Source organism: Amphiplicatus metriothermophilus (assembly GCF_900199215.1).
In the GTDB taxonomy this organism is placed as follows: domain Bacteria; phylum Pseudomonadota; class Alphaproteobacteria; order Caulobacterales; family Parvularculaceae; genus Amphiplicatus; species Amphiplicatus metriothermophilus.
Genome location: NZ_FZQA01000003.1, coordinates 37301 through 50270, shown reverse-complemented (window position 1 = coordinate 50270; position 12970 = coordinate 37301). Strand labels below are relative to the sequence as shown.

Below are 12970 nucleotides of genomic sequence, written 5' to 3'. Positions count from 1 at the left end.
CTCCTTGCGCTGCAGCGGAGCCGGCGCGGCCTTGCGCGGTTATGCCGGCTTGCATAAGCGCGCCGTTCATGCCTCAAAAACCGCCTCGTTGGAGCGCGCAAAAGCCATGTTTCTCGAAATCCCAGACGTTCTTTCTCCGGAAGAGATCGCCCGCGTCAAGAAAATCGCGGCGGGAGCGACTTTCCTCGACGGGAGGATCAGCAACCCGCACAACCAGACGAAGAACAATCTTCAGGTCGACCATAACGACCCCGCCTTTCGCGATTCCTCCCAGATTCTTGTCCAGGCGCTCTGGCGCAGCGAGACCTTCAGAAACTTCACGTTTCCGCGACGGATAGGCCCCCCGCTGTTGTGCCGTTATCAGCCCGGCATGCGCTACGGCCGCCACCCTGACGCAGCCTTCCTGCCGATGCGGCCCGAACCTCTGCGCTCGGACGTGTCCGCCACCATCTTCCTGAACGATCCGGGCGAGTATGAGGGCGGCGCGCTCGTCATCCATCTCGGCAGCAAGCCCATCAGCATCAAGGGGCCGTCCGGCTCGGCGATCGTCTATCCGTCCACGACCATTCACGAGGTGGAGCCGGTGACGAGCGGGGAGCGTTTCGTCGCGATCACTTTCATCGAAAGCCAGATCGTCGACGAGCGCCGGCGCGAACTTCTATACACGCTCAATGAAGTCGCCGCGCTCGAAGGGCTGAACATGGATTGGGAAAATCGCGTGCGCCTCGAGCACGTACGCCATAGTCTCCATCGCATGTGGTCGACCTAACCGGCGGCGAAACGCCGCATCGCCGCTTCGCCTTCTGGGAACGCCTTCGCCTCTCGATCCAGCCACCGCAGGCCCGCGTCGATTTCCTTCCTGAAGCGCGTCCGCGCGTCATTCAGCAGTCGGGCGCGCAGGGTCGCGTCATAGGGATGTTCTTGCGCCTTGGCGTAGCGGCTCATCGCCGGACCTGTTGCGGCCGCCTGCGCGGCCGCATCGTCCACGGACAGATCCAGCGCTCTGCAGATCTCCGCCAGGGACCGCGCAGGCTCCTTGAGAAATTCGTCGAAATCGACGACGCGGCTCATCCTCCTGGCGGAAACGGCCGCGGCCGTCTCGGCGAGCCAGCACATCGCCGCCAGCTCCCCCGGCCGCAGCGTCGAAAGGGGCGCCAGACCCGCATGGCGGCGCTTCAGCCGGCGGTGACGCATTTGCGCGAACCCGCGAAGATCCGTCTGCGAATTGGCGCCGCTCAACAGGGCGGCGAGATAGACGGAGGGCGCAATGTAAATGAAGACAGCGGGCGCATCGTCGCGGCGACGGTCGAGCAGGTCGTTGCAGATGCTGGTCGCCTTCACAATCGCGCCGCCGCGCGACCAGACCTTCTCAAAGTCGGCCAGCCTGCCGTCAAGCTCGTTCTCTGACAACAGCGCGGCGCCGTCCGCCGAGTCGGCCGCCTCGAACGCGAAAACCCGCAACGGCAAGGGTTCGCGCAGGGCGCGCCGGCCTGAAGCCGCTTCGACCAGCCGTGAAATAAGGGTCGAACCGCAATGGCCGAGATGGAAGATGTATCCGAGCGGACCGTCGGAGATCGACGCCGCGGCGGACGCGAACGCCCGCCACGGGAACCATGCGCCTTCCGTATCCGGCGCAAGCGCGCGCTGGTCGAGGAAGCCCGCGGCCGACTGCGCGCTCGCCGGAATCCGCGTAAGCAGAACGCGATCCGTGATCAGATCGAACTGATGCGGATAAATTTCGATATCGCCGGCCAGGCCGGCCAGTAGATGGTCAAATCGGCTCGCCATGCCTGATCGTGCGCAGTTTCATGGCCCGTTCAAGGCCGAGATTCGGAATTCTTTCTCGCGCCTCGCGCGATTTCTGCGGGTCGATCTCGCCCAGAATCACGCCGGGCGCGTCGCCTTCGGCCTCTGCGAGAATCTTCCCCCAGGGGTCGACGATGAGCGAATGGCCGAAGGTCGCCCGTCCGTCTTCGTGCTTTCCGCCCTGGGCGGGCGCGACGACGAACGCCCCGTTCTCGATGGCGCGCGCGCGCAAAAGCGCATGCCAGTGCGCCTCGCCTGTCTGCCGGGTGAAAGCCGCCGGAACGCACAGAACCTGCGCGCCGGCCTGGGCGAGCGTGCGGTAAAGGCGCGCGAAGCGCACGTCATAGCAGATCGTCAGGCCGAAAACGGCGAGCGGCGTTTCGACGACCACCGCCTCCTCGCCCGGCGCATAGACGTTCGACTCGCGCCAGGTCTCGCCGTCCGACAGCTGAACGTCGAACATGTGGATCTTGTCGTAGCGCGCGGCGATCGACCCGTCCGGCGCATAGAGAAAGCCGCGATTGGCCGCGCGCCGCGCGCCGATCCGCACGGCCATCGAGCCGATCAGGAGCCACGCGCCATGCCGGCGGGCGGCCTCGGCGAAGGTTTCGATTTCTTCGAGGTCCTTCTCTTCCGGCAGATCGGCGAACATCCGGTCCGGGTCGCGGTCGAGAACGTTGGTCATCTCCGGGGTGGCGATGAGGCGCGCGCCGCGACCCGCGGCCTCGGCGATGAGCGCGCAGGCGTCCTCGACATTGCGCCGGCGCGACAGGCCGGCGCGCATCTGGACGCAGGCCGCCAGAAAGGGTTCGCGCGCCGCCATCGCCGTCACGCCGCCTCGAGCAGCGCGTCGAGCTCGCCCGCGCGATCGAGCGCGAACAGCTCGTCGCAGCCGCCGATATGCGTATCGCCGATGAAAATCTGCGGGTAGGTCGCGCGCCCTTTCGCGCGCTGAAGCATTTCCGCCCGCTTTTCCCGGTCGAAAGCCGCCGAAATCTCGGTCACGGGCGCCCCCTTCTTCTTCAGAAGCGCCAGCGCGCGCACGCAATAGGGGCACAGCGGCTTGGTGTAGACGGTGACCGGCTTCATGAAAGGCCTTTCCAGCGAACAGCGTGGCTATATGGCGTCTTTTCCCGCCCTGACAACCCTGGCCAGCACGAGCGCGTCGACGCGCGCCGCGCCCGCCCGCTTCAGGGCGCGGGCGCAGGCCGACAGGGTCGCTCCGGTGGTCAGCACGTCGTCGATCACGACGACGTGCGCGCCGGCGAGCGCCGCCCGATGCGCCTCCGGCGCGACGAAGGCGCCCTGCACGTTGCGCCGGCGCCCCTCCGCGGACAGGGTCTTCTGCGGCGGCGTGGCGCGTATGCGGCGCAGCATTTCCGGCGCATAGGCCGCCCCCGTCGCCCGGGCGAGGCCCGCCGCGAGCAGTCCCGCCTGATTGTAGCGCCGCGCCAGCAGCCGGCGCGGGTGCAGCGGCGTCGGGACGAGGATCGTTCCCGTACGGATCAGGGGCGCGCCGGCGCGGGCGAGCCAGCGCGCGAACAGGGGCGCAAGCTCGGTCCGGTCCGAATGCTTGAAACCGACGACGAGCCTGTGGCTGGCGTCGTCATAGACCACCGCCGCGCGAGCCGAATCGAAGGCCGGCGGGGCGGCGATGCAGGCCGCGCACAGCGCGCCCGGCCCGTAGTCATGGGCGAACGGAATCCCGCAGCGCGCGCAGACCGGATCGTCGATGAATTTGAGCCGCGCCCATCCCTTCGCGCTCAAAAGGCCCGGCGCGGCCACCCGCTCGCCGGTGATCGGACATTGCGGCGGCAGGAGAAGGTCGAGCAGGCGGCTCGCCAGCATCCGTCCCCGGCGCAACGACTGGCGGAGCAGGCCCGATTCCATCCCGTCAGCTTACAACGCCCGCGCGCGCCGGCAATCGCCCGCCGGGTCGCATGCGCCGACGAACCCCTGTAAGAACGAGCGCATGAAAACCTTCCTGGCCTATCTCTTCGCCGCGCTGTTCGAGATCGCCGGCTGTTTCGCTTTCTGGGCCTGGCTTCGGCTCGACCGCTCGCCGCTATGGGTCCTGCCGGGGCTTTTGAGCCTTGCAGCCTTCGCCGCCGTCCTCGCCCGCGCCGAGCCCGCCTTCGCGGGGCGCGCCTATGCGGCCTATGACGGGGTCTACATCGCCGCGTCGCTGTTCTGGCTCTGGGCCGTGGAGAGGCAGGCGCCTGACCGCTGGGATCTCGCGGGCGCCGGCGTGTGTCTTCTCGGCGCGGCGATCATCGCGCTCGCCCCGCGCGCCGCCTGAGCCCGTCACAGGAACGTGTACGGATCGATATCGACGACGCGCCGCACGGCGCCGGGAAGGCGCGCGCGCTTCAGCCATGTACGGACGTAAGCCTGGATGTCGATGTCGCGGCGGGTCTTCACGAGAAAGCGCATCCGCGTCTCGCCCCGCAGCCGGTAGATCGGCGCCGGCGCCGGGCCCCAGACCTCGGCCCCGTCCGCGCGCGGGACGGCGGCGCGATGGCGCTCGGCGGCCTCCTTCAGCAGCGCCTCATTCCGTGAACGGAGCAAAATCGCGGCGAACCGGCCGTAAGGCGGCGAGCCCGTCAGGCGACGGCTTTCGGCCTCGGCGGCGAGAAACAGGTCGCGATCCCCGCTCGCCAGCGCCTGCAGCACCGGCGCGTCCGGCGAGAAGCTCTGCAACAGCGCCCGGCCGGGCCTTTCGGCGCGCCCGGCCCGGCCCGCCACCTGGGAGAGAAGCTGATAGGTCCGCTCCGCCGCGCGCAGATCCCCGCCCGCAAGGCCCATGTCCGCGTCGACGACCCCGACGAAAACGAGATTCGGGAAATGATGGCCTTTGGCGACGAGCTGCGTGGCGATCAGAATGTCGATCTCGCCGTCGCGCATGGCGTCGAGGATCGCGCGGATCTGCGCCGGGCCCGCCGCGTCCGAGGAAAGCACGGCGCGGCGCGCCTGGGGCCAGCGCTCGGCGGCCTCCTCCGCCACGCGCTCCACGCCGGGCCCGCAGGCGACGAGCGCGCCGACGGCGTTGCAGACCGGGCAGGCTTCCGGCTTCGGCATCGAAAAGCCCGTGTGATGGCAGACCAGCCTGTTCTCGAAGCGATGCTCGACGAGCCAGGTGTCGGAATCCGGCGCCTTCATCCGGGACCCGCAGCGCCGGCAGATGGTGAGCGGCGCATAGCCGCGCCGGTTGAGGAAGAGCAGCGCCTGTCCGCCGGCCGCAAGCGCCTCGTCGACGCCCTGCGCGAGCGGGGGGGAGAGCCAGCGCCCCGGCTCCGGCGGCTCGCGGCGCATGTCGACAAGGGCGATGTCAGGCAGGCGCGCCCCGCCGTAGCGCGCTTCGAGCCGCGCCATTTCGTAACGGCCCTGATCGACATTGACGACCGTTTCGAGCGAAGGCGTCGCCGAAGCGAGAACGACCGGAAACCGTCCCAGCGCGCCGCGCGCCACCGCCATGTCGCGCGCCTGATAGATGACGCCGTCCTCCTGCTTGTAGGCGGCCTCGTGCTCCTCGTCCACGACGATCAGGCGAAGGTTCCTGTACGGAAGAAAAAGCGCCGAGCGCGCGCCGACCACGAGCCGCGCGCTCCCGTCGAGAACGCGTCGCCACACGCGCCGGCGCTGGGCGGCGCCGAGGTCGGAATGCCAGGCCGCCGGCTCGGCGCCGAAGCGTTCCGCGATCCGTTTGAGAAAAGGCAGGGTGAGCGCGATCTCGGGCAGCATGACGAGGGCCTGCGCGTCCGGGGCGGCGCGCAGGGCCGCCGCGACCGCTTCGAGATAGACCTCGGTCTTGCCCGCGCCGGTCACCCCGTCGAGAAGCACGGGGCGCGGCTTCTCGCGCGCGATGAGGTCGATGAGCCGGCGCGCGGCCGCCTGCTGCTCCGGCGAGAGAGCCTTGCCCGGCCGGTCCGGATCGGGGGCGGGAAAGGGCGGGTCCGGATCGATCGGCTCCGGCGCGAGCGCGCCGGCCGCGGCCAAAGCGCGCACGACGCTCTCGCTCGCCCCGGCCTTCGCGGCGAGCGCGCGCGCGGACAGAACGCCTCCTTCCGCCGCGGCCAGAACCGCTTCGCGCTGCGGCGTCATTCGCGCGGGGCGCGCGCCCGCGGGGCGATAGCCGACCAGCCCCTCGGGCGGCGCGAGCGCGTCGCCGGACCGCATGACCAGACGCAGCACGGACCCGCGCGGAAACATGGTGTAGGCCGCGACCCAGTCGACGAAATCCATGACCGCCGGCGCGAGCGGCGGGGCGTCGAGTGCAGCCTCGATCGGCTTCAGCTTCGCCGGCTCGACCGCAGGCTCCTCGTCCTCGCGGGCGGGCCAGACGACGCCGACGAGGCGGTTGGGCCCGAAGCGCGCGCGCACCCAGACGCCCGGCGCGAGCCCCGCCGAGGTTTCGGCGAGATAGTCGTAGGCTTTGTAGAGCGGCAGCGGAAACAGCACCTTGACGCGCCCGCCGTCGCGCGGCGCCGGCGCGTCGGCGGCGGTCCTCGTGTCACGCATCGTTTCCGCGTTCGCCCTCACGCTTGATCCGGCCGCCGGATTCGGCTGAATTAGCGCGCGCTTTCGGCGGCTGCGCGCCGGCGCTCCTTTTCGCGTAATGGCGGACCCATCGCAATGCGTTTTCTTCTCGCCGCTTTCGCCGCCTCGCTCGCCATGGCCGCCGCGCCGGCGCAGGCCAAGTACAGTCTGTGCAACAAGACGAGCTACGCGCTGTCGGCGGCGATCGGCTATGTGGACGGCGATCGGCTCGCCACCCGCGGCTGGTGGCGTCTGCGGCCGGGCCAGTGCAAGGTGGTGCTGACCGAGCCCGCCAATCCGGGCCGGTATTTCGTCTACGCCGAGGCGATTCCGGGCCATCGCGGCCCCCTGCGGTCGTGGTCGGGCGAAACGCCGCTTTGCGTGGAGAACGCCGGCTTCTTCAACCTGCGCAATCAGGAAGTCTGCCGCGACGACCCGACGCGCCAGCGCAGCTTCTTCGACGTCGAGGTGACGCCGGAGGCGGGCGGAACCTGGCAGACAGACTTCGCCGAAGCGTCGAATTACACCGTCTACAGCGCCGAGGTCGCGGGCGTTCAGCGCCTTCTCAGGGACCTCGGCAAGGAAGTGGGGGCGATCGACGGCGCGCTCGGGCGCGACACCCAGCGCGCGCTCGCGGCCTATCGCGCCGAAAAGGGACTCAGCGAAGGCGCGGTCATCGACGACGCGGTGATCGACGCGCTCATCGAGGACGCCAACGCGCGCGAGGCGAAGCTCGGCTTCTTTTATTGCAACAAGGCCAGCGCGCCGGTCTGGTCCGCCATCGCCGAGCCGGAAAAGGACGGCGTCTACGTCTCCAAAGGCTGGTGGAAGATCGAGCCCGGCGACTGCGCGAAGGTCATCAAGGGCGCGCTCGCGCACGATCATTTCTACGTCTACGGCGTGATCGAGGAAGGCCGCGCAGAGCGTCGCCTCGCCGGCGGCGACAGGACGTTCTGCGTCAACGCCGTCAAATTCGCCATATCGAGCGAAGCGGCATGCGCCGATCAGGAATATGACGAAGCCGTCTTCCGCCGCTTCGAGATCGGCGCCGCCCCTTCGGCCACTTTCGATTTCGTCGAGGACATGTTCGTCGCCCCGCCGGCGCAGTGAGAAGGAAAGAACCCCGAATCCGGCGACCAGATGTCCGGATTCGACGTTTCCGGCCTCTGGTTTTCAGTTTCTCATGTCCGACCTCGCCCATATCGACCGCTGGGTGTTCGACCTCGACAACACTCTATACCCGGCCGACTGTCATCTGTTCCGGCAGATCGACGCGCGCATGGCGGAATTCATCCGCGCGCGGCTGGGACTGCCGGCCGAGGAGGCGCGCCGGCTGCAGAAACGCTATTACGTCCGCTACGGCGCGACCATGGCTGGGCTGATGCGCGAACACGCCGTCGAGCCGGACGATTTTCTCGATTTCGTGCATGACATCGACCTCGCGCCGGTCGCGCCGCATCCCGAACTCGCCGCCGGAATCGCCGCCCTGCCGGGGCGCAAATACATCTTCACCAACGGATCGGCGCGGCACGCCGAGCGCGTGACGGAGAAACTCGGCCTCGCCGGCGCCTTCGACGGGATTTTCGACATCAAGGCCGCCGGCTACGCGCCCAAGCCCCGTCGCGAGACCTATGAGCGGTTCATCGCCGCCTTCGCCGTCGAGCCGTCCCGCGCGGCGATGTTCGAGGACCTGGCGCATAATCTCGAAACGCCGTCGGCGCTCGGCATAACGACCGTGCTCGTGTGCTCCTCGGCCGACTGGGTCGCCGACGAGCCGGCGGACAAGCGCCCCGCCCGGCCGGGCGACTCGCATCCCCATGTCCATCATGTTACGGACGACCTTGCGGGATTCCTCGCCCGAATCGCCGCGAATTCCAGCAGAAAAGAAGCCCTTCGATGACCGACACGACCGACCTTGCCCGCATCATCGACTCCGCCTGGGAAAAACGCGCCGATATAGGCTTCGACGCCAAGGGCGAAGTCCGCGACGCCGTCGAAGCCGCGCTCGGCCTGCTCGACAGCGGCGCGGCGCGCGTGGCCGAACCGGTCGAGACCGGCGGCGCGAACCGGCGCGACTGGCGCGTCAATCAGTGGCTGAAGAAGGCCGTCCTTCTGTCGTTCCGGCTCAACGACAACCGTCTCGTCGACGGCGCGCCGGGCCCGTGGTGGGACAAGGTTCCGACGAAATTCGCTTCGTGGACGGAGGAAAACTTTCGCAAGGCCGGATTCCGCGCCGTGCCGCCGGCGACCGTGCGGCGCGGGGCCTATATCGCGCCGAGCGCGGTGCTGATGCCGTGCTACGTCAATATCGGCGCCCATGTCGGCGAGGGGGCGATGATCGACACCTGGGCGACGGTCGGCTCCTGCGCGCAGGTGGGCGCGAACTGCCACATATCCGGCGGCGTCGGCATCGGCGGCGTCCTGGAGCCCCTGCAGGCGAATCCGGTGATCATCGAGGATCACGTCTTCATCGGCGCGCGCTCGGAAGTGGCCGAAGGCGTGATCGTGCGCGAGGGCGCGGTGCTGTCGATGGGCGTCTATCTCGGCGCCTCGACGAAGATCGTCGACCGGGCGACGGGCGACGTTCTTTACGGGGAAATTCCGCCCTATTCGGTCGTCGTGCCTGGAACGCTCCCCTCCGACAAGGGCGGGCCCAGCCTTTACTGCGCCGTCATCGTCAAGCGGGTCGACGAAAAAACCCGCGCGAAAACCAGCGTCAACGAGCTCTTGCGGGGATAATCCCCTTCCGCGCGGCTCGCGGCCGCGCGCGTAAGTCGTTTACGGACGGATAACGCCTCGCGGAGAGGGCTGCGTCTACGGCGCTATTTTCATCTCGGGGACGAACTTCTCACGCATCAGGACCAGCTCCTCTGCTGAGGTCGGATGCAGCGCGCAGGTCTCGTCGAACTGACGCTTGGTCACGCCGGCCTTCACCGCGATCGCCAGGCACTGGATCATCTCCGGCGCGCCTTCGCCGACGATGTGAACGCCGACGACGCGGTCGCTCTCGCCGTCGACGACCAACTTCATCAGCGTGCGATGCTCGGCGCCCGACAGCGTGTTCTTCATCGGCCGGAAATCGGTTTTGTATATATCGACGGAAGCGAAACGCTTGCGCGCTTCATGCTCGGGATAGCCGACGGAGCCGACCGGCGGAGTCGAGAACACCGCCTTCGGAATGAAGTCGTAATCCATCTTCGTCGGGCGGCCCATGAACTCGGTCTCGGCGAAGGCCGCGCCCTCGCGGATCGCGACGGGAGTGAGGTTCACCCGGTCGGTGACGTCGCCGATGGCGAAGATGCTCGGAACGGAAGAGCGCGACCATTCGTCGACCTTCACCGCGCCGTTCCGGCCGAGCGCGACGCCCGCTTCTTCGAGCCCGAGGCCGGCGGTGTTCGGCCGGCGGCCCACCGCCCAGAAAATAAGATCGGCGTCGATGTGATGGCCGTTCGACAGATACGCGCGCTTTTCGTCGCCTGAGAGCTTCTCGATCTTCTCGAACACCGCCTGAGTGACGACGCGCACGCCGAGGCGCTTCAGCTCTTCATGGACCTGGACGGAGATGTCGCGGTCGAAATAGCGCAGGATGTCCTCGCCGCGATAGACGAGGCAGACTTCCGCCCCGAGCCCGCGGAAGATGCAGGCGAACTCCACCGCGATATAGCCGCCGCCGGCGATGATCACATGCTTCGGCAGGCGCTCCAGATGAAACGCCTCATTGGAGGTGATTGCGAGCTCATGGCCGGGGACGGACTCGTCCACCCAGGGCGCGCCGCCCGCGGCGATGAGAATTCTCTCCGCCGTGACATCGCGGCCCTCCTTGACCAGATGAACCGTATGCGGGCCTTTCACGACCGCGCGGGTCTCGAAAATATCGACGCCGGCGTTTTTCAGGTTACGGATGTAAATTCCGTTGAGGCGGTCGATTTCTTCATCCTTGTTCTCGATCAGCTTCGTCCAGTCGAAGGACACGTTCTGCGCCGTCCAGCCATAGCCCTTCGCCTCGTGGAAGGCGTGGCCGAACTCGGCCGCATAGACGAGGAGCTTCTTGGGCACGCAGCCGCGAATGACGCAGGTCCCGCCGACCCGATATTCCTCCGCGATCCCGACCCGCGCGCCGGCCATCGCCGCCATGCGCGAGGCGCGCACGCCGCCCGAGCCCGCGCCGATGGTGAAGAGGTCGTAGTCGTATGCGCTCATGCTCGTCCTTTCGGATGCGTCCCGCCTCATGCTAGCATCCGCCCGACGCTTGAGGGGGGACAGATGGAACAACAGGTGGAATCGATCGCCGCGATCGCGGGCCTCATCATAACGCTCATCGTGTTCACCGTGCGACAGCACGCCGTGCACGTTGCGGCGGTCCGCGACACTTATATGAAACTTGAGCTGAGCTCCAACGAGATTTTCCGTTTCGAAGCCGACAAGGCGGCGATTCTGGCGCCCTATCACGCCGCATCCTGCCCCGCCCTCGCCCGCTCGCCGGAATGCGATCTGATAGCAGAGAATTTTTACCTTCAGCAGCTGAACCTGTTCGAGGTCTCCGTCCGCTTTCGCAAGAATGGCGTCATGGAAAAGTCCGTCTTCGGAAGCTGGGTCGCGTGGTATTACGAAGTGCTGACGAGCTGGCATTTCAGGGAGTTGTGGCCGGATCTGCGTCTGCATTACACGCCGGAGCTGCGCGCGATTTTCGACGACCCGGTCGCAACCTTCGATGAGAAAGCCGATGACGGGCCCAGACGGCGCGCATTTTTCGCCCATGTGGCGAAAGTCCTGAAATGTCGAATCATCCGCGACTGGCTTGACGAAAAACGTCCGGGGCGCGGGAGCCGCCATGCCTGACCGCCACGACATTACGGTCCTGTCCGCGCGCGCCGAAGCCGAGGCGGCGGCGCGTTTCGCCGCCGCGCTTTTGAAGAAGCAGCCGGATTACATTTCCCACGGCGAGGTTCAAGGCGGACGCAGTCCGGACGGCGCGCGCTGGGCCGACGATCTCGAAGCGCGGCTCGCCGCCGAGTTCGCCGCCGCCATAGACGATCCTGACACGGATGTTCTCCTCGCGCGAGACGCGAACGGGGCTCTTGCAGGCTTCGCGCTGCTCGCCCTGCGCGACGAGGGCGCGGGGCCTTTCGGCGTGATCGAGGACATCGCCGTCGCGCCCGAGGCGCGCGGTTCCGGCCTCGGGCGCAGCCTCGTCGCCGAAGCCGAAGCCCGCGCCCGGCGGCGCGGCGCGCGGTGGATGTGGCTCGAAAGCGGCCTGCGAAACGCGGCGGCGCATCGGTTTTTCGAGAACCTGGACTACCGGCCCGCATCGAAGGTCTTCGGCAAGCCGCTCGCCGACTGATCGCCTTCACATCGGCAGGAAACCGATGCCGTCGCGGAACCGCGCGTCGTTGAACTCCATCACCTCGATCCGGAAGGTGTCGAGAAACTCGCGGTGGATCGCCTCGAAGATCGGATCGAGCGCGCCGTCGAAGGCGAGCGGCGTCCGGATGCGCGGCTGGCTCGCCACGAAGACGTCGAAACTGTCGCCGACGACCTCGGCGACGACGGCCGCGCGCAGCCACAAAGCGCCCGAATCCTCCGCATTGCCGACAATCAGCGACACGCCGAAACGCACGGGCTCGAGAATGACGACGGGACGTTTCGAAAAGCTGAAGGCCTCGTCGCCGTAATCCCGGCGCGGATCGAAAGGGCCTTCGGGCGGCACGCCCGCCACGCAGCGCCGCTCGCAGCCGAGCCAGGCGTGGAAGCCGTCGATCACCGCCTCGCCCAGCGCCTTGCAGCGCAGAAGGTTCTGGAACGCCGCCTCGCCATAGGCGCTGATGGCGCGCTTGAGCTCCTCATATTTCGTCTCAGCCATGGCGCTCTCCATTTAGGGACGCGAAGCCGCGCCGGACGACTCAGCGCGCAGGCGGCCTCAGGACTTCGACGCCGTCCGCCGTTCCGAAAATGACCCGCTCGGCCATGCGCAGGAAGAGCCCGGTCTCGACCACGCCCGGAATGCTTTTCAGCGCGCCGTCGAGCAGCGCCGGTTCGTGAATGCGCCGCGCGCGGCAATCGACGACGAGATTGCCGCCGTCCGTGACGAAGGCCGCGCCGTCCGGGCGATGGCGCAGCGCGATATCGCCGGGCAGGCCCTGCGCGACGAGCGCTTCGCGGATACGCCGCGCCGTGAGCCCGTAGGCGAAGCGGTCGATCTCCACCGGCAGGGGAAAGGCGCCGAGCTCCGCGACCTTTTTCGAAGCGTCCGCGATGACGACGAATCGCTTCGCGACCGCGGCGACGATCTTCTCGCGCAGGAGCGCCCCGCCGCCGCCCTTGATGAGATCGCCGCGCGCGTCGACCTCGTCGGCGCCGTCCACCGCAAGGTCGATCACGGTCGTCTCATCCGGTTCGATCAGTTCGACCCCCGCGGCTTCGGCGCGCCGGCTGGTATCCTCCGAGGTCGGAACGCCTTTGACCGAGAGTCCGTTGCGGACCGCCTCGCCCAGCAGATCGATGAAATGCGCCGCCGTCGAGCCGGTGCCGAGACCGAGGGTCATGCCGTCCGCGACGAGCGTCATCGCCTCGGCGGCGGCGCGGCGCTTCATGGCGTCTGCGCTCATGCGGCGACCCGCTTTTCTGAGGT

At 67.9% G+C, this 12970-nt stretch carries 15 protein-coding genes; 7 read left to right on the top strand and 8 right to left on the bottom strand.

Going from position 1 to position 12970, the window contains the following annotated elements:
• The first annotated feature begins 106 nt into the window (after nt 1–106).
• Nucleotides 107–769 carry a Fe2+-dependent dioxygenase gene (locus CHB64_RS07935; RefSeq protein WP_089412089.1) on the top strand — a complete coding sequence of 221 codons (663 nt, stop codon included), beginning with the start codon at nt 107–109 and terminating at the stop codon, nt 767–769.
• Here the strand turns inward: CHB64_RS07935 and CHB64_RS07930 are convergent.
• The 4 genes from CHB64_RS07930 to CHB64_RS07915 are packed head-to-tail and all read right to left on the bottom strand — an operon-like array spanning nt 766 to nt 3696.
• A complete protein-coding gene (locus CHB64_RS07930; RefSeq protein WP_089412088.1) occupies nt 766–1788 on the bottom strand; it encodes a hypothetical protein in 1023 nt (340 codons plus the stop codon). The genes CHB64_RS07935 and CHB64_RS07930 overlap by 4 nt on opposite strands.
• The gene (locus tag CHB64_RS07925; RefSeq protein WP_200815287.1) at nt 1772–2629 is read right to left on the bottom strand and encodes a carbon-nitrogen hydrolase family protein; all 858 of its coding nucleotides are present in this window, start codon (nt 2627–2629) and stop codon (nt 1772–1774) included. The genes CHB64_RS07930 and CHB64_RS07925 overlap by 17 nt, the downstream gene beginning before the upstream one ends.
• 5 nt (nt 2630–2634) lie before the next feature.
• A complete protein-coding gene (gene grxC, locus CHB64_RS07920; RefSeq protein WP_089412086.1) occupies nt 2635–2895 on the bottom strand; it encodes a glutaredoxin 3 in 261 nt (86 codons plus the stop codon).
• Between the two features lie 27 nt (nt 2896–2922).
• A complete protein-coding gene (locus CHB64_RS07915; RefSeq protein WP_089412085.1) occupies nt 2923–3696 on the bottom strand; it encodes a ComF family protein in 774 nt (257 codons plus the stop codon).
• A gap of 82 nt (nt 3697–3778) precedes the next feature.
• On the opposite strand from CHB64_RS07915, the gene CHB64_RS07910 reads away from it, so the two are divergent.
• Nucleotides 3779–4105, top strand: coding sequence for a YnfA family protein (locus tag CHB64_RS07910; protein WP_089412084.1), 327 nt, complete (start codon nt 3779–3781; stop codon nt 4103–4105).
• A gap of 5 nt (nt 4106–4110) precedes the next feature.
• Here CHB64_RS07910 and CHB64_RS07905 read toward each other — a convergent pair whose 3' ends face one another.
• A complete protein-coding gene (locus tag CHB64_RS07905; RefSeq protein WP_089412083.1) occupies nt 4111–6324 on the bottom strand; it encodes a primosomal protein N' in 2214 nt (737 codons plus the stop codon).
• Nucleotides 6325–6438: 114 nt separating this feature from the next.
• Here CHB64_RS07905 and CHB64_RS07900 point away from each other — a divergent pair, with 114 nt between their 5' ends.
• From CHB64_RS07900 to dapD, 3 genes are all read left to right on the top strand, one after another.
• Nucleotides 6439–7452 carry a DUF1036 domain-containing protein gene (locus CHB64_RS07900; protein ID WP_089412082.1) on the top strand — a complete coding sequence of 338 codons (1014 nt, stop codon included), beginning with the start codon at nt 6439–6441 and terminating at the stop codon, nt 7450–7452.
• Between the two features lie 73 nt (nt 7453–7525).
• Nucleotides 7526–8242, top strand: a complete 717-nt coding sequence (locus CHB64_RS07895; protein WP_089412081.1) for a pyrimidine 5'-nucleotidase — start codon at nt 7526–7528, stop codon at nt 8240–8242.
• Nucleotides 8239–9081 (top strand): 2,3,4,5-tetrahydropyridine-2,6-dicarboxylate N-succinyltransferase, encoded by an 843-nt coding sequence (dapD, locus tag CHB64_RS07890; RefSeq protein WP_089412080.1) that lies wholly within the window; start codon nt 8239–8241, stop codon nt 9079–9081. Before CHB64_RS07895 ends, dapD begins: the two co-directional genes overlap by 4 nt.
• A gap of 75 nt (nt 9082–9156) precedes the next feature.
• On the opposite strand, the gene gor is transcribed toward dapD, so the two are convergent.
• A complete protein-coding gene (gor, locus tag CHB64_RS07885; protein WP_089412079.1) occupies nt 9157–10542 on the bottom strand; it encodes a glutathione-disulfide reductase in 1386 nt (461 codons plus the stop codon).
• Nucleotides 10543–10605: 63 nt separating this feature from the next.
• On the opposite strand from gor, the gene CHB64_RS07880 reads away from it, so the two are divergent.
• Both CHB64_RS07880 and CHB64_RS07875 read left to right on the top strand, forming a co-directional pair.
• On the top strand, nt 10606–11181 hold the full coding sequence (locus tag CHB64_RS07880; RefSeq protein WP_089412078.1) for a hypothetical protein: 576 nt from the start codon (nt 10606–10608) through the stop codon (nt 11179–11181).
• Complete coding sequence (locus CHB64_RS07875; protein WP_089412077.1) at nt 11174–11683, top strand: GNAT family N-acetyltransferase; 510 nt, start codon at nt 11174–11176, stop codon at nt 11681–11683. The genes CHB64_RS07880 and CHB64_RS07875 overlap by 8 nt, the downstream gene beginning before the upstream one ends.
• A gap of 6 nt (nt 11684–11689) precedes the next feature.
• Here the strand turns inward: CHB64_RS07875 and CHB64_RS07870 are convergent, their stop codons facing one another.
• Together CHB64_RS07870 and rpiA are read right to left on the bottom strand one after the other, a co-directional pair.
• The gene (locus tag CHB64_RS07870) at nt 11690–12202 is read right to left on the bottom strand and encodes a hypothetical protein (protein ID WP_089412076.1); all 513 of its coding nucleotides are present in this window, start codon (nt 12200–12202) and stop codon (nt 11690–11692) included.
• Between the two features lie 40 nt (nt 12203–12242).
• Entirely contained in the window at nt 12243–12947 is a 705-nt protein-coding gene (gene rpiA / locus CHB64_RS07865; RefSeq protein ID WP_089412075.1) for a ribose-5-phosphate isomerase RpiA, read from the bottom strand.
• Nucleotides 12948–12970: the final 23 nt, after the last annotated feature.